Genomic DNA, 21,612 nt, shown 5'->3' on the forward strand with positions numbered 1-21,612 from the left:
GCTTGTCGGTCAGGTTGGTGCTGCGCGCCGCCCATGGAGTCATGAACGGCCATCCGAGGGCTTACGACCTCTCGATCCCCCGAGTGGTGAGTTCGGGGGCGAAGGCTCGTCACTGAGGGGCCTTCGTGACTAACGGTACACCGATACGAGTCGGTGACACAAAACAGATTCTATCCCACGATCCCTCATATGGGTGCTCGCGCTTGTTCTCCGATGCCGCGAACCAGTCGGCAAGCCCGCTGAGTGAGCTACTGACACAGGACGTGACCGACCGGGAGGTGGTCGGTCGAAGGGGGAACAGTTCGAACTAACTGGCTCCAAAAGCGAGCCACCGGACAAGAGAGGGGACCGATCATGCGAAGCACACTGCTCGCCGCAGCCGAGTCCGGGCCCTGGGCGTTCGGCTGGGACTTCTTCGTCGCCCTCGGCACCATCGGGCTCGCCTTCTTCACCTGGCGCCTGGCCGCCAAGACCCGGGACCTGGCCGCGGAGGGCGAGGCGGACCGGAGGGCCCGGTGGCGCCCGGTCCTGCTGCCGATTACCGACACCCCGAGCGAGTACTACGGCGGAACCCCGGAACGGCACGGGGTGTACTACAACCCCGATATGCAGATGCTCCATGTCCGTATCCGCAACAGCGGTCCGGGCCCGGCCCTACACGTCCGAGCCCAATTGGAGCGGCCCGACGCGGAGGGCGCCCTGAGCCGCCGCGACTGGTCGCTCGGTGCGTTGGGGCCGGGGGAGACACAGGAACCCACCTTCGAGAACGCCGGGTTCGCCGTTCGGGCACAGCTCCTGATCGACTACCGCGACATGGCCGACCGCGCGCACGCGACCGCAGTCACCATCGAACGCATCAACATGATGCCGCGCGCGTATGACGTGCGGGTCTTCGAGGACCACAACGTGACCGAGCTGGGCGACGCGGTCTATCAGTCGGGCCTGCGTGACGTCCGGCCCCCTGCATCCCGGCCCCGCCGGAGCATCGTGTTCCGGAAGAAGGAGCCGGCGTGACGGAGACGGGCCCGCTGTGAGTGTCTGGCCGATGTGCGAGGCGCGAAGTAGGCGCCGCCTGAGGGGTGATCCAGAAGATGTTTCCCCACGCGTCCCCCAACAGCTGCAGGTTCAGGAGAAGACGCAGGTTGCAGGGGGTGAACCGAGCCCACTGTGAATCTGCCGGTGATATGCCGTGCGAGGGCGACCGACACGACCGCCAACGGTCGACGACCAGCCTCTCTAGTGGCAGCACGTGCAGGCGCCAATCGCACCCAGAGGGCACAACACCTTCCCGCGCGTTCAACGGCAACCAATGCGAGCAAACGCCATTTCGCCTGGTGAGCGACGTAGCTTGACAGGCTCCGCAGAGGACGCCCGAAAGGGCGGCACCTCCGCACAAGGTGCCGCCCCTTCGTCTTTCGTGCGCCGGGGCCGTGATCCGTCGGTGAGGGTGGGATGGCGGACTACGACCCCGGGGTCATTCAGGCCCCCTACCGATGATCACTCCCCTGCGAGGACGACGCCGCCCGCCCCGCCTCCAACCTCGCCACCGGAATCCGGAACGGGGAGCAGGAGACGTAGTCCAGGCCCACCTCGTGGAAGAAGTGGACGGACTCCGGGTCGCCGCCGTGTTCGCCGCAGACGCCGAGTTTGAGGTCGGGGCGGGTCTCGCGGCCGGCCTTCACCGCGAGTTCAACCAGCGAGCCCACGCCGTCGCGGTCGATCGTCTCGAAGGGGCTGACGCCGAAGATGCCCTTCTCCAGGTAGGCGGTGAAGAACGAGGCCTCGACGTCGTCCCGGCTGAAGCCCCACACCGTCTGGGTCAGGTCGTTCGTGCCGAAGGAGAAGAACTCCGCCGCCTCCGCGATCTGACCGGCGGTCAGGGCGGCTCGCGGCAGCTCGATCATCGTGCCGATGGACAGCTTCAGGTCGGTACCGGTCGCCGCCTGGACCTCCGCGATGACCTCGTCGGCCTCCTCGCGCACGATCTCCAGCTCCTGGACCGTACCCACCAGCGGGATCATGATCTCCGCGCGCGGGTCGCCCTTGGCGGCCTTCCGTTCGGCGGCGGCCTCGGCGATCGCCCGTACCTGCATGGTGAAGAGGCCGGGGATCACCAGGCCGAGGCGTACGCCGCGCAGGCCCAGCATCGGGTTCTGCTCGTGCAGGCGGTGCACCGCCTGGAGGAGCCGCAGATCGTTCTCGTTGGCGTCCTTGCGGGACTCGGCGAGCGCGACGCGGACCGACAGTTCCGTGATGTCCGGCAGGAACTCGTGCAGCGGCGGGTCCAGGAGACGGACGGTGACCGGGAGGCCGTCCATCGCCGAGAACAGCTCAACGAAGTCCTGCTTCTGGAGCGGCAGGAGCGCCTTCAGCGACTCCTCGCGCTCGGCCTCCGTGTCCGCGAGGATCAGGCGCTCGACCAGCTCACGACGGTCGCCGAGGAACATGTGCTCCGTACGGCACAGACCGATGCCCTGGGCGCCGAACCTCCGCGCCCGCAGCGCGTCCTCGGCGTTGTCCGCGTTGGCGCGCACCCGCAGGCGGCGCTTGCGGTCGGCGAACGCCATGATCCGGTGCACGGCCTCGACCAGTTCGTCGGCGTCGTTGGCGCCCGCGTGCATCCGGCCCTCGAAGTACTCCACGACGGGGGACGGCACGACCGGGACCTCGCCCAGGTACACCTTGCCGCTGGAGCCGTCGATGGAGATCACGTCGCCCTCTTCGACCACGTGCCCGCCCGGCACCGTCATCCGGCGCCGCTTGGTGTCGACCTCCAGCTCCTCCGCGCCGCAGACACAGGTCTTGCCCATGCCGCGCGCGACCACCGCCGCGTGGGACGTCTTGCCACCCCGGGACGTCAGAATCCCCTCCGCCGCGATCATGCCGTCGAGGTCGTCCGGGTTCGTCTCGCGGCGGACCAGAATCACCTTCTCGCCCGAACGCGACCACTTCACGGCCGTGTACGAGTCGAAGACCGCCTTGCCGACCGCCGCACCCGGCGAGGCGGCGATGCCCCGCCCGACCTGCGACACCTTGGCCTCGTCGTCGAAGCGCGGGAACATCAGCTGGGCCAACTGGGCGCCGTTGACGCGCTGGAGGGCCTCGGCCTCGTCGATGAGCCCCTGGTCCACCAGCTGCGTGGCGATACGGAAGGCCGCGCCCGCCGTCCTCTTGCCCACCCGCGTCTGGAGCATCCACAGCTGCCCGCGCTCGATGGTGAACTCGATGTCGCAGAGGTCCTTGTAGTGGTTCTCCAGCGTCGCCATGATCTGCATGAGCTGGTCGTACGACTTCTTGTCGATCTGCTCCAGCTCGGCGAGCGGGACCGTGTTGCGGATGCCCGCGACCACGTCCTCGCCCTGCGCGTTCTGCAGGTAGTCGCCGTACACGCCCTGGTGGCCGCTGGCCGGGTCGCGGGTGAAGGCGACGCCCGTGCCGGAGTCCGGGCCGAGGTTGCCGAAGACCATGGAACAGACGTTGACGGCCGTGCCGAGGTCGCCCGGGATGCGCTCCTGACGGCGGTAGAGCTTGGCCCGGTCGGTGTTCCAGGAGTCGAAGACCGCGTGGATGGCGAGGTCCATCTGCTCGCGCGGGTCCTGCGGGAAGTCCCGCCCGGCCTCGGTCTTGACGATCTTCTTGAACTTGGTGACGAGCTTCTTGAGGTCGGCCGCTTCGAGGTCCGTGTCGACGGTGACCTTCTTGGCGTCCTTGGCCGCCTCCAGCGCGTCCTCGAAGAGTTCTCCCTCGACGCCGAGGACCGTCTTGCCGAACATCTGGATCAGCCGGCGGTACGAGTCCCACGCGAAGCGGTCGTCACCGGCCTGCTTGGCGAGGCCCTGCACGGACTTGTCGGAGAGGCCGATGTTCAGGACGGTGTCCATCATGCCCGGCATGGAGAACTTCGCCCCGGAACGGACCGAGACGAGGAGAGGGTCGTCGGCCTGGCCGAGCTTCTTGCCCATCCTCGCTTCGAGGGCGTCGAGGTGCGCACTCACCTCGTCACGCAGTGCCGCCGGCTCGTCGCCACTGTCGAGGTAGGTCTTGCAGGCCTCGGTGGTGATGGTGAAGCCGGGAGGGACGGGGAGGCCGAGGTTGGTCATCTCGGCGAGGTTGGCGCCCTTGCCACCAAGGAGGTCTTTGAGGTCCTTGTTGCCCTCGGTGAAGTCGTAAACGAACTTCACGCCCGCGACGCCGCTGTCGCCGCTGTTGCCGCTCTCAGCTACGTGGGGATCTTTGTTTTCCGACACGGGTCTCGACTCCTCGAGGACGCGGTGGCTGCCCTGACGACGGGGAACATACCCAGATCGAAGGCGCCTGGGTACGTCCACTTGCGCGTCATACGGACGTAACCACTCGTCCGCCAGCAGATCGAAAGTCAAGGAGAGGTAAGCCGGGCGACCCGACGGCGTTCACTTCTTGAACGAGCCACCTCCCGCAGGCCCGGAATATCGCTCACATGAGCGCCACTCGCCACGCCTGAGTTCACGTCGTAAATGATCAAAGGGTGGCACTGAGTGCCACCCTTTGAGAAGTGCACCCGCCCAAGATCCGCTCATCTGAGCGAAACCCCGATCAGGCGTGGCGAGAATCACGCAGTTTCCGGCGCCCGGATTTCACCATACGGACCGGTACGGAGACGGAAACGTGACCGTCACACGCTCATGGCGAGCCGCTGTCCCACGTCAGGGCGAGTAACCGTCACACACCCATGGCGAGCAGCCGCTCCTCGACCCGCTCGGGCGCGTACAGATGCTCCACGACCATCGCCCCGGCCCCGACCAGACCCGCCCGCTCGCCGAGCCGGGAGGTGACGACGTCCAGGTGGGCGGTGGAGCGGGGCAGGGCCCGCTGGTAGAGGAGTTCGCGGACGCCGGTCAGGAACGCCGTCCCGGCCAGGTCTCCGGCGATCATCAGGACGCCGGGGTTGAGCAGCGTCACCACGGTCGCCAGTACGTCACCGACGTGCCGGCCGGCCTCCCTCGCGAGCGCCGCCGCGCCGGGATGCCCGGAGGCCAGCAGATCGCGCACATCTGAGCCCGACGCGGCCGGAACGCCCGTCTCCGCAAGCCTGCGCGCGACCGCGCCACCGCTCGCGACAGCGGCGAGGCATCCGAACGACCCGCACCTGCACAGTGCGTCGGCGCCCTCCGGGACCCGGATGTGCCCGATGTCCCCGGCGCCGCCGTCGATGCCCCGGTAGATCGCACCGCCGACGACCACACCGGCCCCGATACCGGTGGAGACCTTCACGAGCACGAACGCCGAGCAGTCGGGGTGGCCGGTGCGCTGTTCCCCGTACGCCATGAGGTTGGCGTCGTTGTCGACGAGGACCGGGACGGCGTCGGCGCCCGTGTGCTCGGTGAAGGCACGGGTGAGGCGGCCCCGTATGTCGTAGCCGTCCCAGCCGGGCATGATCGGCGGCTGGACGACCCGGCCGGTCTCGCTGTCCACGGGGCCCGGCACGGCGAGCCCGATGCCGCACACCTCGTCCGCCCGGTGCCCGGCCTTCTCCAGGAGCTCCGCGAACCAGCGGCCCAGCTCGCCGAGGACCGCGTCCGGGCCCTCCTCGATCAGCAGCGACCCCGCGTGTTCGGCCAGCAGCTCACCGGTCAGGGACAGCACGGCGGCGCGGGCGTGCCGGGTGTCGAGGTCGGCGGTGAGGACGACTGCGTGTGAGTCGTCGAACTCCAGGCTGACCGAGGGGCGGCCGCCGAGCGGCGAGTCCACCGGGCCCGCGGCGCCCTCACGCAGCCAGCCGGCCCGGAACAGCCGCTCCAGCCGCTGCCCGACCGTGGCCCGCGACAGCCCCGTGACCTGCTGCAAGGCACCGCGCGTGGTCGCGCGCCCGCTGCGCACCAGCTCCAGCAGGTCGCCGGAGCTGGCCTGGCTCCCGGTCCTCCCGGCTCGTGTCGCCATCCCGCCACTCCCTGTGGTTCCGGTCATACGGACCCCTTGCGCTCACCAACTCTGCATTACATATTGAGTTTTGCGTGTTAAATAGACGTAACCCTACGGTAGCTACTGCCGAACTGGTCGGCCGCATGTCTTCGGGGAGACCTGAGTGGACCGCACAACCCAGCTCACCGCCCGTCGCACCGGGATCGTGGATCCCGTACGCACCGCGACCTCACCGCCGTTTTCCGGCCATGGTGAGATCGGCCCTTCCAGGGTGGCCGTATACGATCCGGTCCGCCCGGCGGGATCGCTGCACCTCAGGGCGGCCGAGGTACTGCACGGCAACTGGACGGGCACGTCCACGGTGCCCTCGCGCGGTCTGTACCCCCACCAGTGGTCCTGGGACTCCGCGTTCATCGCGATCGGCCTGCGCCATCTGTCGCCGCTGCGGGCGCAGGTCGAGCTGGAGACGCTGCTCGACGCCCAGTGGGGCGACGGCCGGATCCCGCACATCGTGTTCAACCCCTCCGTCCCCCTCGACGCGTACTTCCCGAGCCCCGACTTCTGGCGCTCGTCGACCGCGGGGCGCGCCGCGGGCGCCCCGCGCACCGTACAGACGTCGGGCATCGTGCAGCCACCGGTGCACGCGCTGGCGGCCTGGCTGGTGCACGTCTCCGACCCCGGTCTGTCCCGGTCGCGGTCCTTCCTGTCCCGGATCTACCCGCGCCTGGCGGCCTGGCACCGCTATCTGCTGCACCGCCGGGACCTGGGCGGCGGGGGCCTCGCCTCGGTGGTCCACCCCTGGGAGCAGGGCATGGACAACGCGCCGAGCTGGGACGTCCCGCTCTCCCGTGTGACGCCCGCCCCGGCCCGCTCCTTCCGCCGCGCGGACCTCGACCACGGCGCCGCGGAGGACCGGCCGACGGACCTGGACTACGGGCGGTACGTGCGGCTGGCGACGGACTACCGGGACGGGGAGTACGCGGACGGCACCGCCGGCACCAGCGGCACCACCGGCACCGACGGCTTCGCGGTGGAGGACCCGGCCTTCAACGCGCTGCTGATCGCCTCCGAGCACGCGCTGGCGCGGATCGCGCGGGAGCTGGGCGCGACGGGCACCGCCCGGCACGCGCGCGCCGAGCGGCTGACGGCGGCGCTCGTCGACCGGCTGTGGGACCCGGCCGAGGGCATGTTCTTCTGCCGGGACGTGCGCACGGACGAGCTGATCCCCGAGCGCGGCGTCTCCGGTCTAGTCCCGCTGCTCCTGCCGACGCTCCCCCGCGACACGGCCGCCACGCTCGTACGGACCATGTACGGGCCGCACTTCGGGCTCGGCGAGTCGACCCGGCTCGTCCCGAGCTACGACCTGACCGGGCACGCCTTCGACCCGCACCGGTACTGGCGCGGTCCGGCCTGGTTCAACACCAACTGGCTGGTGGAGCGCGGGCTCAGGCTGCACGGGGAGCACGCTCGCGCGCAGAAGCTGCGGGGTGCGCTGCTGGAGACGGCGGACACCTCCGGGTTCGCGGAGTACGTGGATCCGTACACGGGCGAGGCCTGCGGGGCGCTCGGTTTCAGCTGGACCGCGGCGCTGACGCTGGACCTGCTGCACGAGGCACCCGAAGCGGTGCAGAGCACGACGGAAGAGTTCGGCAAGGGCGCCAAGGGAGGGGACCGGCGATGACGGACCGGCATCATCTGCTCGTGCACGGTGGGACGTTCGCGGCCGTGGGCGACGGCGGGGACATCAACGGAGTGCGCGGAGCCAGTTCGCCCCACGGGCTGTTCGTGCGCGACGCCCGGCACCTGAGCCGCTGGCAGCTGACCGTCGACGGGGCGGTCCCCGAGGCGCTGACGCCGGTCGCGGACGGCGACACGGCCCGCTGTGTGCTCGTACCGCGCGGTGGCCGGCAGGAGCCTCCCGCGTACACGATCTTCCGTGAACAGGCCGTGGCGGACGGCGCGTTCGTCGAGTCGCTGCGCGTCACCAGCAACCGCCCGGCACCGACGACGGTCCGGATCGCGGTCACCGCGGACGCCGACTTCACGGACCAGTTCGAGCTGCGCTCGGACCACCGGACGTACACGAAGATCGGTGCCGTCCGCTCCCGCCAAGTCCTCGACGACGGCGTGGAGTTCACCTACCAGCGCGGGGAGTGGCGGTCCTGTACGACCGTGACGTCCGAGCCCGCGCCGGACGGCGTGGAGGAGACCGGCACGGGCGCGCGCCGCCTCGTGTGGACCCTCGAACTCCAGCCGCACGAGTCGGCAGAGCTGGCCCTCCGGGTGGCGGCGCGTCCGCACGGTATGCCGCACCCGGAGGTGCCCCCCACTCCGGCCGCCGCCAATGCCCGACTCCTCGCGCTGGAAGGGGAGTTCGCGGAGGGCGTGCCCTTCCCTACGGGCTGGCCCGAGCTGGCCGCGGCCTGTGCGCGGGGCCTGTCCGACCTGGCCGTGCTCCAGGTGCCGGCAACGGGCCCCGACGGAGAGGAACTTCGCGTCCCGGCGGCCGGAGTCCCTTGGTTCCTCACCCTGTTGGGCCGCGACGCCCTCCTCACCTCACTCTTCGCGCTCCCCTACCGCCCCCAACTGGCCGCCGCCACCCTGCCCGCGCTCGCCGCGGCCCAGGCGACCGAGGTCGGCGTGGGCACGGTGGCCCAGCCGGGCAAGATCGTGCACGAGATGCGGCACGGCGAGCTGGCCCACTTCGGGCAGGTGCCGTACGGGCGTTACTACGGCTCGGTCGACGCGACCCCGCTCTTCCTCGTCCTCCTCGGCGCGTACGTCGAGCAGACGGGTGACACGGCACTCGCCCGCCGCCTGGAGCCCAACGCACGTGCGGCGATCGGCTGGATGCTGGACCACGGCGGGCTGACCTCGCGCGGATATCTCGTCTACCGCGCGGACGAGGGCGGCCTCGCCAACCAGAACTGGAAGGACTCCCCCGGCGCCATCTGCTCCGGCGACGGCTCCCGGCCGACCGGCCCCGTGATGGCCGCGGGCGCGCAGGGGTACGCGTACGACGCGCTGCGCCGGACCGCCCACCTGGCCCGGACGGTATGGGACGACGAGGTGTACGCGGCCTTGTTGGAGCAGGCCGCCGCTGATCTCCGCGACCGGTTCCAGCGGGACTTCTGGATGCCGGACCACTCCTTCCCGGCGCTCGCCCTCGACGGCGACGGCAACCACGTCGACGCGCTCGCCTCCGACGCGGGGCATCTGCTCTGGTCCGGGCTGCTGGACAAGGAGTACGGGGAGCTGGTGGGGCGGCGGTTGCTGGAGCCGGACTTCTTCTCCGGGTGGGGTGTCCGCACGGTCGCCTCGGGCCAGCCCGCGTACCATCCGCTGTCCTACCACCGGGGGTCGGTGTGGCCCCACGACAACGCGCTGATCACGCTGGGGTTGGCGCGGTACGGGCTTCATGACGAGGCTCGTACGGTTGCCCATGCGCTGGTGGATGCGGCGACGGCTGCCGGGCACCGGCTGCCGGAGGTTCTGGCCGGGTACGGCCGCGACACCCACGCCGAGCCGGTGCCGTATCCGCATGCCTGCGTGCGTGAATCGCGGTCCGCGGCGGCTCCGTTGGCGTTGCTGACTGCGGTAGGGGGTGCGTGAGGTCTGACTTCGGGTGCGGGCCCGGTGGGGGCTGAGCGCGCAGTTCCCCGCGCCCCTTAAAAGCCAAAAGCCAGGGGCGCAGCCCCGCTTTTAGGGGCGCGGGGAACTGCGCGATCAGCCACGACGCACCCGCAGCCAACTCTCAACCCCCGGACGTGTCCAGTTCCGCATCCTCGCCGATGCCGGCGCAGTCGTAAGGGTCCTTGAGCCAACCGTCCGGCAGGACAACCCTGTTGTTGCTGGATGTACGCCCGCGGGGCCCGTCCGCGCCGACAGGCCAGGGCTGGTCAAGCTCCAACTCCTGCAGCCCCTCGGAGAGTTCGGCCAGTGACGAGGTGATCGCAAGGCGCTTGCGCATCTCGGAGCCGACGGCGAAACCCTTCAGGTACCAGGCGACGTGCTTGCGGAAGTCGATGACTCCGCGAGCCTCGTCGCCGATCCACTCGCCGAGGAGGGTGGCGTGGCGGACCATGACGCCCGCCACCTCCCGGAGGGTCGGCCGCGCATAGTCACCCCCGCGGCCCTCGAACGCGGCCACCAGATCGCCGAATAGCCACGGACGCCCCAGGCAGCCGCGGCCGACGACCACGCCGTCACAGCCGGTCTCCCGGACCATCCGCAGCGCGTCGTCGGCGGACCAGATGTCACCGTTGCCGAGGACGGGAATCTCCGGCACATGCTCCTTGAGCCGGGCGATGGCGTCCCAGTCGGCAGTGCCGCCGTAGTGCTGGGCGGCGGTGCGGCCGTGCAGCGCGATCGACGTCACGCCCTCCTCGACGGCGATACGCCCGGCGTCGAGGTACGTGATGTGGTCGTCGTCGATGCCCTTGCGCATCTTCATCGTGACGGGGAGGTCACCGGCCCCGGACACCGCCTCGCGCAGGATCGCCCGCAGCAGGTGCCGCTTGTACGGCAGCGCGGACCCGCCGCCCTTCCGCGTGACCTTCGGCACGGGGCAGCCGAAGTTCAGGTCGATGTGGTCGGCGAGGCCCTCCTCCGCGATCATGCGGACGGCCTTGCCGACGGTCGCGGGGTCGACCCCGTACAACTGGATCGACCGCGGGGTCTCCGACGCGTCGAAATGGATCAGCTGCATCGTCTTCTCGTTGCGCTCGACCAGCGCCCGAGTGGTGATCATCTCGCTGACGAACAGGCCCTTGCCCCCGCTGAACTCCCGGCACAGCGTGCGGAACGGCGCGTTCGTGATCCCGGCCATGGGCGCGAGGACGACGGGCGGCTGGACGGTGTGCGGGCCGATCCGCAGGGCGGAGTTCACCGTGGATGTGGGCGTGGGCATTCCCCCATTGTCGCGTACGCCGACAGGTGCCACGAAAGTCGCCCGTTGACCGGGGTCGGCAGGCGCCGGCCCACCAGCCCCGTTCATTAGTTAGGCACACTACTGAAATGGGCGTATCCTGGTCGCCATGCCCGAGCCGAGCCACCGTCGACGCATGCTGGTGCTCGCGATCTGCTGTATGAGCCTGCTGATCGTGAGCCTCGACGTCACGATCCTCAATGTCGCCCTGCCCGCCATGCAGAAGGACCTGGACGCGAGTCTGGCGGGCATGCAGTGGACGATCGACGCGTACACCCTGGTGCTCGCCTCGCTCCTGATGCTCGCCGGTTCGACGGCGGACCGTATCGGCCGCAAGAGGGTCTTCATGGCCGGCCTGGTCGTCTTCACGATCGGCTCGGTCCTCTGCTCGCTCGCGCCCAGCCTCGAATCGCTCGTCGTCTTCCGCATGATCCAGGCGGTCGGCGGCTCGATGCTCAACCCGGTCGCGATGTCGATCATCACCAACACCTTCACGGATCCGCGCGAGCGTGCCCGCGCGATCGGGGTCTGGGGCGGTGTGGTCGGCATTTCCATGGCCGCGGGCCCACTGGTCGGCGGCCTTCTCGTGGACTCGGTCGGCTGGCGCTCGATCTTCTGGATCAACCTGCCGGTGGGCCTGGCGGCTCTCCTGCTCACGCTCCGGTACGTGCCCGAGTCCCGCGCCCCGAAGGCCCGCCGCCCCGACCCGGTCGGACAGCTCCTGGTGATCGCGCTGCTCGGCTCCCTCACGTACGCGATCATCGAGGCGCCCTCCTCCGGCGCCGGCCAGACCCTCACCTTCGGCGGTATCGCGCTGGCCGCGCTCGTCACCCTTCTCTGGTACGAACCCCGCCGCGACGAACCCCTCATCGACCTGCGTTTCTTCCGCTCGGCACCCTTCAGCGGGGCCACGGTCGTGGCGATCAGCGCGTTCGCGGCGCTCGGCGGCTTCCTCTTCCTCTCGACGCTCTACCTCCAGAACGTACGCGGCCTGAACGCCCTCCACGCGGGCCTGTGGATGCTGCCGATGGCGGTCATGACCTTCGTCTGCGCACCCCTGTCCGGGCGGCTCGTCGGCAACCGGGGGCCCCGCCTGTCGCTCCTCATCTCGGGGACGGCGATGACCGCGAGCGGCGTACTCTTCGCCGGTTTCGAGGCCGAGACGGCGAACGTGACCCTCGTCATCGGGTACTTCCTCTTCGGCCTGGGCTTCGGTTTCGTCAACGCCCCGATCACCAACACCGCCGTCTCCGGCATGCCCCGCGCCCAGGCCGGGGTGGCCGCCGCCGTCGCCTCCACGAGCCGCCAGATCGGCCAGACGCTGGGCGTCGCCGTGATCGGCGCGGTCCTCGCCTCCGGCGTCGGTTCCTCCTCCTACCGGAACACCTTCGTCTCCGCGGCCCGCCCCGCCTGGTGGATCATCGCCGCGTGCGGGCTGGCGGTGCTGGTGCTCGGCGCCCTCACCAGTGGGCGCTGGGCCCGGCGCACGGCCGAGCGCACGGCTTTGCGACTGGAGTCGCCCGAGATCAAGGAGTCGGCGGGGGTTGTGTGAGGGTGCGGGCCGGTGGGGGCTGGTCGCGCAGTTCCCCGCGCCCCTAAAGACAAAAGCAGGGGCGCAGCCCCGCTTTTAGGGGCGCGGGGAACTGCGCGAGCAACCCCCACCCACCCGCAGCAGACACTCAACCCGCACCCCAATCACTCAGCCCCGCTCCACCGCAACCGCATGCAGCTTCTCCAGCCGCTCCCGCGACTCCTCGTCCGCCGGTGCGTACGTGACCATCCGCGGCCCCTCCCCCGGGCCAAGCCACAAGTCGGTGTGGACCAGGGTCAACCGCCCCACGTACCGGTTGTCGAAGAACTTGGTCTTGCTGCGCGAGCCGACCACCTCGTGCCGCTCCCAGACCTCACGGAACTGCTCCGACTCCGCCCGCAGCCGCTTGAGCAGCATCTTCCAGGCGGGGTCGGCGAGATGCCCGGCCATCGAGGCGCGGAACTTGGCGGCCATCAGCCGGATCGACTCGTCGAGCATCACGATCGACGAACGCCACTGCTCGTTCGTGGTGATGAGGACCATGCAGTTGCGGTCCTCGGCCGGTACCTCGTCGAGGTCGCAGAGCAGACGCCCGTACGTGCGGTTGTACGCGAGGATGTCGTACCGGCTGTTCTGGATGCAGGCCGGCAGCGGCTCCAGCTGCTCCAGCGTCTGCAACAGCGCGGGAGTGATCGTCGGGCAGCGCGAGGCCGGGGTGGGATCGACGGCGCCGGCCAGCTGGAAGAGGTGGGCGCGCTCGTTCTGGTCGAGCATCAGCGTGCGGGCGAGGGCGTCGAGGACCTGGACGGAGACCTGGATGTCCCGGGCCTGTTCGAGCCACGTGTACCAGGTGACGCCGACCGCGGAGAGGTGCGCGACCTCCTCCCGGCGCAGACCGGGCGTGCGCCGACGGCGGCCGCGGGGCAGGCCCACCTGTTCGGGGGTGAGGTGCTCGCGACGGTGCCGCAGGAAGGCGGCGAGTTCGTGGCGCCGGATGTCGGACTCGCGCGAGGCCCGGCTCTCCGACTCACGCGCGCCCTCCGGCTCACGCCCACCCTCCGGCTCACGCGCGGGCGCACCGGAGGTCCCCGGGGCCTGGGCCGCACGCCCCTGCACTCCGGCCGCCCCGGGGGGCCCGGTCGCCCCGTTCTCCCGTACCGCCGCTTCCTCGGCCATGGTCGTCATGCCTCCAGCGTGCCGCCGCCCTCACCCTGTTTCCAGGTACTCCTTGTAACAGGATAAAGAGACTCTGGTACCAGTCTGAGAGGGGGAGCACTCTCGACAGCGTGACCGAAACCCTCGCTTCCCGTACAGCCCGCTCGACCGTCGTCCCACCCGTGCTCGGCGGGCTCGGACTGTTCACCGTGCTGCTCGGCGCGGCCCTGCCCCTCATCGACTTCTTCATCGTGAACGTCGCCCTGCCCACGATCGGCCACGACCTGGCCGCGGGCGACGCGGTCCTGGAACTCGTCGTCGCCGGTTACGGAGTCGCGTACGCCGTGCTCCTCGTCCTCGGCGGCCGGCTCGGCGACATGTTCGGCCGGCGCCGGCTCTTCCTCGGCGGGATGATCGCCTTCGGGCTGACCTCGCTGGCGTGCGGTCTGGCGCCGAGCGCGTGGACGCTCGTCGCGGCGCGCGTCGCGCAGGGCGCGGCCTCGGCAGCGATGCTCCCGCAGGTCCTCGCCACCATCCAGTCGGCGACCCAGGGCCCGCGCCGCGCCAGGGCGATGGGCCTGTACGGGGCCACCGCCGGGCTCTCCATGGTGGCCGGGCAGATCCTCGGCGGCGTCCTCGTCGCGGCGGACATCGCGGGCACCGGCTGGCGCGCGGTCTTCCTGGTGAACGTGCCGGTCGTGCTGGTGGGCCTCTTCCTCGCCGCCAAGGCCGTGCCGGAGACCCGCTCGCAGAACCCGGCGCCGGTGGACGGCCCCGGAACGGCCCTGCTGGCCATCGCCCTGGTGTCCCTGCTCGCCCCGCTCACCGAGGGCCGGGCGGCGGGCTGGCCCCTGTGGACGTGGCTGTCCCTGGCGGTGTTCCCGGTCGCGGCGACGGCCTTCTACCTCGTCGAGCGGCGGGCGGAACGTCTGGGCCGCACCCCGCTGGTCCCGCCGAGCCTGTTCTCCAACCTCCCCCTCCGCCGGGGCCTGGTGATGATCCTCCCCTTCTCGATCGGCTTCAGCGGCTTCATGTTCGTCATCGCGGTGGCGCTGCAGCAGGGGGTCGCCCTGAGCCCGGTCCGCGCGGGTCTCACCCTGGCCCCGATGGCGGTGTCCTTCTTCGTGGTCTCGCTGCTGGGCCCGCGCCTGGTGACCCGGTGGGGCACGCGGGTGGTGACCGCGGGCGGCCTGGTCCAGGCGGTCGGCGTGGCCGTCCTCGCCCTCACGGTGTGGAGCTCCTGGCCCCACGTCGGCGGTCTCGAACTCTGGCCCGGCGTGATCATCGCGGGTGCCGGTCAGGCCCTCCAACTGCCCATCCTCTTCCGCGTCATACTCTCCGAGGTTCCCCCGGCCCGCGCCGGCGTGGGCAGCGGAGTCATGATCACCGCCCAGCAGTCGGCCCTCGCCCTGGGCGTGGCCACGCTCGGCACCCTCTTCCTCACCCTCACCCCGGGCCACGGCATGCGGGACGCCCTGGTCACCACGCTTCTCGTCCAGCTCGCCGGGGTCGTACTGACCACCGGGCTGAGCCTGCGACTGCCCCGCGCCATCGCATGACGCCACGGAGCAGTGCACGGAACAGTGCGCGGAACAGTGCGCGGAATTCGCACACAACTCACCACAGTTGTGTCCCTGTTGATGTTGTTCTTGCTGCACACTCCTTAGCGCGCGCAAGCAAAGCGCGACCACCAGGAGGCGTCATGCTGCAGATCAACACCAGCAAGGTGAGCCGCTGGGACCAGCACGGCCGCGAGCACATCGTCCGGGTCCAACGCACGGGCGTGCAGCGGACGATCAGATGCGACACCTGCGGCTGGCGGAAGGCCGCCCAGTTCCTGCCCTGGCTGAAGGCCGAGGAGCATCTGGCGGAGGCACACCAGGCAACAGTGGATCCGTCGGAGGCCTGAGGGAGCACCGACCGGGCACGGTCACAGCGCGGCGCGGCGGGGGCCGAACCAGACCCCCGCCGCACCGCGCTCTCCGTTCTTCGGAGCAACATCCAAGAGCTGACTCAGCCCTGGTTCAGCGGCAGCGCGACATCCACCACCTGCCGCCCGTGCGGGAACGAGCCCAGCGAACTCAGCTTCCCCGTCAGCAGGTTGACCCGGAACGACTTGTTGCCCGTCACCGCGTACCCGGTGTTCGTCCCGTTCCGCGCCGAACTGTAGATGTCGAACCCGGAGTTCAGGGGCGCGTCCACGCCCAGCTTGCCCGTCGGCGCCAGGTTGCCGGCGTTGGCGGGCGACTGCACCGACACCTGGTCCAGCGCGGTGTCGAGGTCGAACAGGGTGGTGGCCGTCGTCGCGTCGAGGTCGTTGTTCGTGTACGCGGCCCCGGTCACGCCGAGTGCGGTGGCACCCGGGTTCGGCGGCACCGGCGGGTTGGTGAGGGTGCCGTCGACGGCGGTGGTGCCGGGAGCCGGTGCGCCGGCCGGGTCGTCGAGGTTGTGGCGGAGGTTCTGGCCGGTGTCGCTGATGACCCGGAGCCGGTTGGCGGCCGGGTTGAAGTCGACGCCGAAGGCCTTGCCCTGAAGGGGCACGCTGAGCTGCGAGACCTTGGTGGCGCGGGCGCCCGCCTCACGGATCGTGTAGATACCGCCCCGGTCCCCGACGGCGTACAGCTTGTTGTTCTGTACGCGGTAGTCGATGCCGATCAGCGACTTGTCGCCCTTGAGTCCGTCGACCTTCCCTAGCGGCACCGCGGCGCCCGGCCGGTCGACGCGGAACAGGACGAGCTTCTGGTCCGCGGTGAGCCCGACGGCCCGCAGCCCGCTGGACGCGAGCGCCTCCGGCAGCCCGCCCCCGCCGCCCTTGGCCTCGACCCCGCCCCCGGAGGCCCCCTTCTCCGCCGACCCGCCGAGCGCCCCGGCACCGACGGCACCGACCGTCCCGAGCGCCACCGCCATCGCCAGTACGCCCATGACTGCTTGCTTGCGCATCCGTACCCCCGTGAAGGTGCCGGCCCGCCCCCTGCGGACCGTCTGCCCCTCCTTCGGAACCCCGCGCCCCCTGGATTGCAAAAACCCCGGTTCCATTACATCCGTTACGGACGTGACAGAACCGGGGCATTTGCTTTTAGGGGCGCGGGGAACTGCGCGACCAGCCACGACGAACCCGCACCCGGCAACCAACACCAGCCACGCAGACGCCCACCCGCAAAGCAGCTAGCAACCGATGAGCCGGCTCGCCAGGTACCCCTCGATCTGGTCCAGCGACACGCGCTCCTGCTTCATCGAGTCCCGCTCACGAACAGTAACCGCGTTGTCGTCCAGCGTGTCGAAGTCCACCGTCACACAGAACGGCGTACCGATCTCGTCCTGCCGCCTGTACCGACGACCGATGGCCCCGGCGTCGTCGAAGTCGATGTTCCAGTGCTGGCGGAGCGCCGAGGCAAGCCCCTTCGCCTTCGGCGACAGCTCGGGGTTGCGCGACAGCGGAAGCACCGCGACCTTCACCGGCGAAAGCCGGGGGTCGAGCCGCAGAACGGTCCGCTTCTCCATCTTGCCCTTGGCGTTGGGCGCCTCGTCCTCGACGTACGCGTCCAGCAGGAACGCGAGCATCGCGCGGCCGACACCGGCCGCCGGCTCGATGACGTACGGAGTCCAGCGCTCGCCGGCCTCCTGGTCGAAGTAGGAGAGGTCCTGGCCGGAGGCCTTGGAGTGGGCGGAGAGGTCGTAGTCCGTGCGGTTGGCGACGCCCTCCAGCTCACCCCACTCGTTGCCGCCGAACTGGAAGCGGTACTCGATGTCGGCGGTGCGCTTGGAGTAGTGGGAGAGCTTCTCGGCCGGGTGGTCGTACCAGCGCATGTTCTCCTCGCGGAGGCCCAGGCCGGTGTACCAGTTCCAGCGCTCCTGCATCCAGAACTCCTGCCACTTCTCGTCCTCGCCCGGCTTGACGAAGAACTCCATCTCCATCTGCTCGAACTCGCGGGTGCGGAAGATGAAGTTGCCGGGCGTGATCTCGTTGCGGAAGGACTTGCCCATCTGCGCGATGCCGAACGGCGGCTTGCGGCGCGAGGTCTGCTGGACCTGGGCGAAGTTGGTGAAGATGCCCTGCGCGGTCTCGGGGCGCAGGTAGGCGACGGAGCCGCTGTCCTGGGTGGGGCCGAGGTGCGTGGAGAGCAGGCCGGAGAACTGCTTGGGCTCGGTGAACTGGCCCTTGTTGCCGCAGTGCGGGCAGTTGACGTCCGCGAGGCCGTTCTCGGGCTGCTTGCCGTGCTTGGCCTCGTACGCCTCTTCAAGGTGGTCGGCGCGGAAGCGCTTGTGACACGAGGTGCACTCGGTGAGCGGGTCGGTGAAGGTGGCGACGTGACCGGAGGCCACCCAGACCTCCGTCGCCAGGATCACGGACGAGTCGATACCGACGACGTCCTCGCGCGACGTCACCATGTAGCGCCACCACTGGCGCTTGATGTTCTCCTTGAGCTCGACACCCAGCGGCCCGTAGTCCCAGGCGGCTCGCTGGCCGCCGTAGATCTCACTGCACGGGTAGACGAAGCCACGGCGCTTGCTCAGGCTGACGATGGTGTCGATCTTGTCGGCGGCCACGGTGCTCTCTTCATTACGACGACGGGCGACGAAGCGGTTGCTTCACAGCGATGCTTCAGAGCGAATGCTTCAGATTACCGGCGGCCCCTGCCCCCGGATCAAATCGGTTGGGGTCCTGGCCGGACACCGTTCCCCGTAGTGCCGCCCCACCCCTCCCATACCGGGATGAAGCCCAGATCACAAGGAGCCTTATTGACAACCGTTTCCAGATTTGTTGAAAATGGGTGTCATGAACGTACGACGACGTCTTGTGTCCGGCACCGCGGCCGCCGCGGCCACCGCCCTGGGTCTCGGGCTCCTCTCCGCCTGCTCGTCCGAGTCCACCGCGGCCGACGGCAACAGCGGGAAGCTCGACGTCGTGGCGTCGTTCTACCCGCTGCAGTTCATAGCCGAGCGAATAGGCGGGGACCACGTCAGTGTGAGCACGCTGACCGAGCCCGGCCAAGAGCCGCACGACCTGGAGATCAGCGCCAAGCAGACCGCGCAGCTCCAGGAGTCGGACGTGGCCCTCTACCTGAAGAACCTCCAGCCCTCCGTCGACGACGCGGTCGCCCAGTCCGAGATCAAGACGAAGATCGACGCGGCGACCCTCACCAGCCTGGAGAAGCACGGCAACGAGGTCGGCGGCCACGCGGCCGAGCACGACGACCACGAGGGCGAGGAGGGCTCCGGCGAGGACCCGCACATCTGGCTCGACCCCGTGAAGTACGCCGAGGTCGCCGAGGGTGTGGGCAAGGCCTTCGAGAAGGCCGACCCGGACAACGCGGCGGACTACAAGAAGAACACCGCCGCCCTGGTGAAGAAGCTGGACGGCCTCAACACGCAGTTCGAGGACGGGCTCAAGAACACGAGGACAAAGGTCTTCATCACCACGCACGCCGCCTTCGGCTATCTCGCCGAGCGCTACGGCCTCACCGAGGAGGCCATCAACGGTCTGGACCCGGAGAACGAACCCAGCGCCAACCGCGTCAAGGACCTTGAGAAGATGGCCAAGGCCGACGGCGTCTCCACGGTCTTCTACGAGACCCTCGTCAGCGACAAGACCGCGAAGACCATCGCCGCGGACGCGAACCTCAAGACCGATGTGCTCGACCCGATCGAGGGCATCACGGAGAAGTCCCGCGGTGACGACTACTTCCAGGTGATGGAGTCCAACCTCAAGGCGCTGCAGTCGGCACTGGGCGCGAAGTGACCAACCCCCGGAGGACGGCGGCATGAAGGACGGCGGCATGAGGGACGACCCCGGCGCATCGGCCGTCATATCCCTGCGCGGTGTGACGGCCGAGCTGGGCTCACGCCCCGTCCTGCGCGGTATCGACCTCACCGTGAACCGCGGTGAGGTCGTCGCGCTGCTCGGCGCCAACGGCTCCGGCAAGTCGACGGCCGTCCGTACGGTCATCGGCCAGGTCCCGGTCAGCGGCGGCGAGGTCGAGCTGTTCGGCACCCCGCGGCGCCGCTTCCGCGACTGGTCGCGCGTGGGTTACGTACCGCAGCGCACGACCGCCGCCGGCGGAGTGCCCGCGACGGTCACCGAGGTGGTGTCCTCGGGGCGGCTGTCCCGCGCCCGCTTCGGTGTCCTGCGCAGGGCCGACCGCGAGGCGGTCCAGCGGGCCATCGCCCTGGTCGGCCTCGCGGACCGGGCCAAGGACTCGGTGAACGCGCTGTCCGGCGGGCAGCATCAGCGCGTACTCATCGCCCGTGCCCTCGCCGCCGGGCCCGAACTGCTGATCATGGACGAGCCGATGGCGGGTGTGGACCTGGCCAGCCAGGAGGTCCTCGCGGAGACCCTGCGCGAGCAGGTCGCCCAGGGCGCCTCGGTCCTGCTCGTCCTGCACGAACTGGGCCCGCTGGAGCCGCTGATCAACCGCGCGGTCGTGCTGCGCGACGGCTGCGTCATGCACGACGGCCCGCCCCCGCAGGCACTCGGCCAGCACGCTCTGCCCGGCCACGACCACGTACACCCCCACGCGGCTCACGACGCCGAACCGATCCGGACGGGACTGCTGAGCTGATCGCCATGAACCTCGAAATCCTCGACTACGCCTTCATGCAGCGGGCCCTGCTCGCCGCGGTCCTCGTCGGCATCACCGCGCCCGCCGTCGGCATCTACCTCGTGCAGCGCCGCCAGGCCCTGCTCGGCGACGGCATCGGCCATGTCGCGATGACCGGCGTCGGCCTCGGCTTCCTGCTCTCCTGGTCCCCGGTGTGGATGGCCACGGCCGTCTCCGTGGTCGGCGCGATCCTGATGGAACTGATCCGCTGGTACGGGAAGACGCGCGGCGACATCGCGCTGGCGATGCTGTTCTACGGGGGCATGGCGGGCGGTGTGATGTTCATCAACCTCGCGCCCGGCGGCTCCAACGCCAACCTGACCTCGTACCTCTTCGGGTCGCTCTCCACGGTCTCCGAGGAGGACGTGACGGCGATCTGCCTGCTCGCGGCCTTCGTCGTCCTCGTCACGGTCGGGCTGCGGCGGCAGCTGTTCGCGGTGAGCCAGGACGAGGAGTTCGCGCGGGTCACCGGGCTGCCGGTGCGCGCCCTGAACCTGCTCACGGCCGTCACCGCGGCGGTCACCGTCACGGTCGCCATGCGGGTCGTCGGCCTGCTGCTGGTCTCCGCCCTGATGGTGGTCCCGGTGGCCGCCGCGCAGCAGCTCAGCCGCAGTTTCGCCGCCACGTTCGCGATCGCGGTGGCGATCGGGGTGAGCGTGACCATCGGCGGCACGGTGACCTCGTACTACCAGGACGTGCCGCCCGGTGCGACGATCGTCCTGTCGACCATCGGCGTGTTCATCCTGCTCACGGCGTTGGCGACACCACTGGCCCGGCGCAGGGCGCGGGCCGCCGCGCAGGCCGCGGCCCAGGAGGCCGGCGATCCGGCGGAGTGCGCGATTCCGGCCACGCGCACACCCACCGGAAAGGTCGGCGTCTGACTGCGCCCGGTCCGGGCTGGCACAATGGCCCGGCAAGCCGCAGACGTTTGGAGGCAACGGTGACTACCGCTGGACCGCCCGTTCGGGGCCGTTCCACCCGGCAGCGTGCCGCCGTGGCGGCGGCGCTCGACGAGGTGGACGAGTTCCGCAGCGCCCAGGACCTGCACGACATGCTCAAGCACAAGGGCGACTCCGTCGGGCTGACCACGGTGTACCGCACGCTGCAGTCCCTTGCCGACGCCGGCGAGGTCGATGTCCTGCGCACGTCGGACGGCGAGTCCGTGTACCGCCGCTGCGCGAGCGGCGACCACCATCACCACCTCGTGTGCCGCGTCTGCGGCAAGGCCGTCGAGGTGGAGGGGCCGGCCGTGGAGAAGTGGGCGGAGGCCATCGCGGCGGAGCACGGCTATGTGAGCGTGGCCCACACGGTGGAGATCTTCGGCACCTGCGCGGAGTGCGCTGCGCGCGGCTAGGCGTGGACAGGGGCAGGGTCCACCAGTTCGTTCTTGGCTGCGGGCCGGTGGGGGTTGTTCGCGCAGTTCCCCGCGCCCCTAAAGGGGCGCGGGGAACTGCGCAATCTTTGAGCTGCGGCAGGAACGGCGCGAACTTCAGGGGCGCGGG

General features: G+C 70.0%; 15 protein-coding genes and 1 pseudogene. 10 read left to right on the forward strand and 6 right to left on the reverse strand.

What is annotated here, in order from left to right; genetic code table 11:
- Positions 1–354 precede the first annotated feature (354 nt).
- On the forward strand, positions 355–1,014 hold the full coding sequence (locus tag ACIBEI_RS17275) for a hypothetical protein (RefSeq protein ID WP_398889482.1): 660 nt from the start codon (positions 355–357) through the stop codon (positions 1,012–1,014).
- Positions 1,015–1,487: 473 nt separating this feature from the next.
- Here ACIBEI_RS17275 and ppdK read toward each other — a convergent pair whose 3' ends face one another.
- Positions 1,488–4,247: a pyruvate, phosphate dikinase gene (gene ppdK, locus ACIBEI_RS17280; protein ID WP_398889484.1), complete on the reverse strand. Its 2,760-nt coding sequence runs from the start codon at positions 4,245–4,247 to the stop codon at positions 1,488–1,490.
- 451 nt (positions 4,248–4,698) lie between these two features.
- Positions 4,699–5,916 carry an ROK family protein gene (locus ACIBEI_RS17285; RefSeq protein WP_398889486.1) on the reverse strand — a complete coding sequence of 406 codons (1,218 nt, stop codon included), beginning with the start codon at positions 5,914–5,916 and terminating at the stop codon, positions 4,699–4,701.
- Between the two features lie 145 nt (positions 5,917–6,061).
- Here ACIBEI_RS17285 and ACIBEI_RS17290 point away from each other — a divergent pair, with 145 nt between their 5' ends.
- Both ACIBEI_RS17290 and ACIBEI_RS17295 read left to right on the forward strand, forming a co-directional pair.
- The gene (locus ACIBEI_RS17290) at positions 6,062–7,579 is read left to right on the forward strand and encodes an MGH1-like glycoside hydrolase domain-containing protein (RefSeq protein ID WP_398889488.1); all 1,518 of its coding nucleotides are present in this window, start codon (positions 6,062–6,064) and stop codon (positions 7,577–7,579) included.
- Positions 7,576–9,510 (forward strand): annotated as a pseudogene (locus tag ACIBEI_RS17295) (glycogen debranching N-terminal domain-containing protein); the annotation flags it as partial. The gene ACIBEI_RS17290 and the pseudogene ACIBEI_RS17295, both read left to right, overlap by 4 nt.
- A 142-nt stretch (positions 9,511–9,652) precedes the next feature.
- Here the strand turns inward: ACIBEI_RS17295 and dusB are convergent.
- A complete protein-coding gene (gene dusB / locus ACIBEI_RS17300; RefSeq protein WP_398889490.1) occupies positions 9,653–10,807 on the reverse strand; it encodes a tRNA dihydrouridine synthase DusB in 1,155 nt (384 codons plus the stop codon).
- A gap of 127 nt (positions 10,808–10,934) precedes the next feature.
- Between dusB and ACIBEI_RS17305 the strand changes: the two genes are divergently transcribed.
- Positions 10,935–12,377, forward strand: coding sequence for an MFS transporter (locus ACIBEI_RS17305; protein WP_398889492.1), 1,443 nt, complete (start codon positions 10,935–10,937; stop codon positions 12,375–12,377).
- 147 nt (positions 12,378–12,524) lie between these two features.
- On the opposite strand, the gene ACIBEI_RS17310 is transcribed toward ACIBEI_RS17305, so the two are convergent.
- Complete coding sequence (locus ACIBEI_RS17310; protein ID WP_398889495.1) at positions 12,525–13,541, reverse strand: helix-turn-helix transcriptional regulator; 1,017 nt, start codon at positions 13,539–13,541, stop codon at positions 12,525–12,527.
- A gap of 101 nt (positions 13,542–13,642) precedes the next feature.
- Here ACIBEI_RS17310 and ACIBEI_RS17315 point away from each other — a divergent pair, with 101 nt between their 5' ends.
- Positions 13,643–15,070 (forward strand): MFS transporter, encoded by a 1,428-nt coding sequence (locus ACIBEI_RS17315; RefSeq protein ID WP_398889497.1) that lies wholly within the window; start codon positions 13,643–13,645, stop codon positions 15,068–15,070.
- A 143-nt stretch (positions 15,071–15,213) separates the two neighbouring features.
- Complete coding sequence (locus ACIBEI_RS17320; RefSeq protein ID WP_189837955.1) at positions 15,214–15,420, forward strand: hypothetical protein; 207 nt, start codon at positions 15,214–15,216, stop codon at positions 15,418–15,420.
- 104 nt (positions 15,421–15,524) lie between these two features.
- Here ACIBEI_RS17320 and ACIBEI_RS17325 read toward each other — a convergent pair whose 3' ends face one another.
- Together ACIBEI_RS17325 and ACIBEI_RS17330 are read right to left on the reverse strand one after the other, a co-directional pair.
- On the reverse strand, positions 15,525–16,451 hold the full coding sequence (locus tag ACIBEI_RS17325) for a DUF4394 domain-containing protein (RefSeq protein ID WP_398889499.1): 927 nt from the start codon (positions 16,449–16,451) through the stop codon (positions 15,525–15,527).
- Positions 16,452–16,676: 225 nt separating this feature from the next.
- On the reverse strand, positions 16,677–18,059 hold the full coding sequence (locus ACIBEI_RS17330; protein ID WP_266502267.1) for a glycine--tRNA ligase: 1,383 nt from the start codon (positions 18,057–18,059) through the stop codon (positions 16,677–16,679).
- Positions 18,060–18,288: 229 nt separating this feature from the next.
- Between ACIBEI_RS17330 and ACIBEI_RS17335 the strand changes: the two genes are divergently transcribed.
- From ACIBEI_RS17335 to ACIBEI_RS17350, 4 genes are read left to right on the forward strand one after another with little or no spacing between them, the layout of a single operon-like run.
- Positions 18,289–19,251: a metal ABC transporter solute-binding protein, Zn/Mn family gene (locus ACIBEI_RS17335; RefSeq protein WP_398889502.1), complete on the forward strand. Its 963-nt coding sequence runs from the start codon at positions 18,289–18,291 to the stop codon at positions 19,249–19,251.
- Positions 19,252–19,288: 37 nt separating this feature from the next.
- A complete protein-coding gene (locus tag ACIBEI_RS17340) occupies positions 19,289–20,071 on the forward strand; it encodes a metal ABC transporter ATP-binding protein (protein WP_398889504.1) in 783 nt (260 codons plus the stop codon).
- Positions 20,072–20,076: 5 nt separating this feature from the next.
- A complete protein-coding gene (locus ACIBEI_RS17345) occupies positions 20,077–20,991 on the forward strand; it encodes a metal ABC transporter permease (RefSeq protein ID WP_398889506.1) in 915 nt (304 codons plus the stop codon).
- A 59-nt stretch (positions 20,992–21,050) separates the two neighbouring features.
- Positions 21,051–21,464, forward strand: a complete 414-nt coding sequence (locus tag ACIBEI_RS17350; RefSeq protein WP_383397532.1) for a Fur family transcriptional regulator — start codon at positions 21,051–21,053, stop codon at positions 21,462–21,464.
- The last annotated feature ends 148 nt before the right edge of the window (positions 21,465–21,612 follow it).

The organism is Streptomyces sp. NPDC050988, from assembly GCF_044456225.1.
Lineage (GTDB): Bacteria > Actinomycetota > Actinomycetes > Streptomycetales > Streptomycetaceae > Streptomyces.

What these genes read in the sequence shown, in the direction of transcription:
- ACIBEI_RS17275 (WP_398889482.1), top strand. Translation starts at nt 355, where the DNA reads ATGCGAAGCACACTGCTCGCCGCAGCCGAGTCCGGGCCCTGGGCGTTC.
- ACIBEI_RS17285 (WP_398889486.1), bottom strand. Translation starts at nt 5,916, where the DNA reads ATGGCGACACGAGCCGGGAGGACCGGGAGCCAGGCCAGCTCCGGCGAC.
- dusB (WP_398889490.1), bottom strand. Translation starts at nt 10,807, where the DNA reads ATGCCCACGCCCACATCCACGGTGAACTCCGCCCTGCGGATCGGCCCG.
- ACIBEI_RS17305 (WP_398889492.1), top strand. Translation starts at nt 10,935, where the DNA reads ATGCCCGAGCCGAGCCACCGTCGACGCATGCTGGTGCTCGCGATCTGC.
- ACIBEI_RS17310 (WP_398889495.1), bottom strand. Translation starts at nt 13,541, where the DNA reads ATGACGACCATGGCCGAGGAAGCGGCGGTACGGGAGAACGGGGCGACC.
- ACIBEI_RS17320 (WP_189837955.1), top strand. Translation starts at nt 15,214, where the DNA reads ATGCTGCAGATCAACACCAGCAAGGTGAGCCGCTGGGACCAGCACGGC.
- ACIBEI_RS17325 (WP_398889499.1), bottom strand. Translation starts at nt 16,451, where the DNA reads ATGCGCAAGCAAGCAGTCATGGGCGTACTGGCGATGGCGGTGGCGCTC.
- ACIBEI_RS17335 (WP_398889502.1), top strand. Translation starts at nt 18,289, where the DNA reads ATGAACGTACGACGACGTCTTGTGTCCGGCACCGCGGCCGCCGCGGCC.
- ACIBEI_RS17340 (WP_398889504.1), top strand. Translation starts at nt 19,289, where the DNA reads ATGAGGGACGACCCCGGCGCATCGGCCGTCATATCCCTGCGCGGTGTG.
- ACIBEI_RS17345 (WP_398889506.1), top strand. Translation starts at nt 20,077, where the DNA reads ATGAACCTCGAAATCCTCGACTACGCCTTCATGCAGCGGGCCCTGCTC.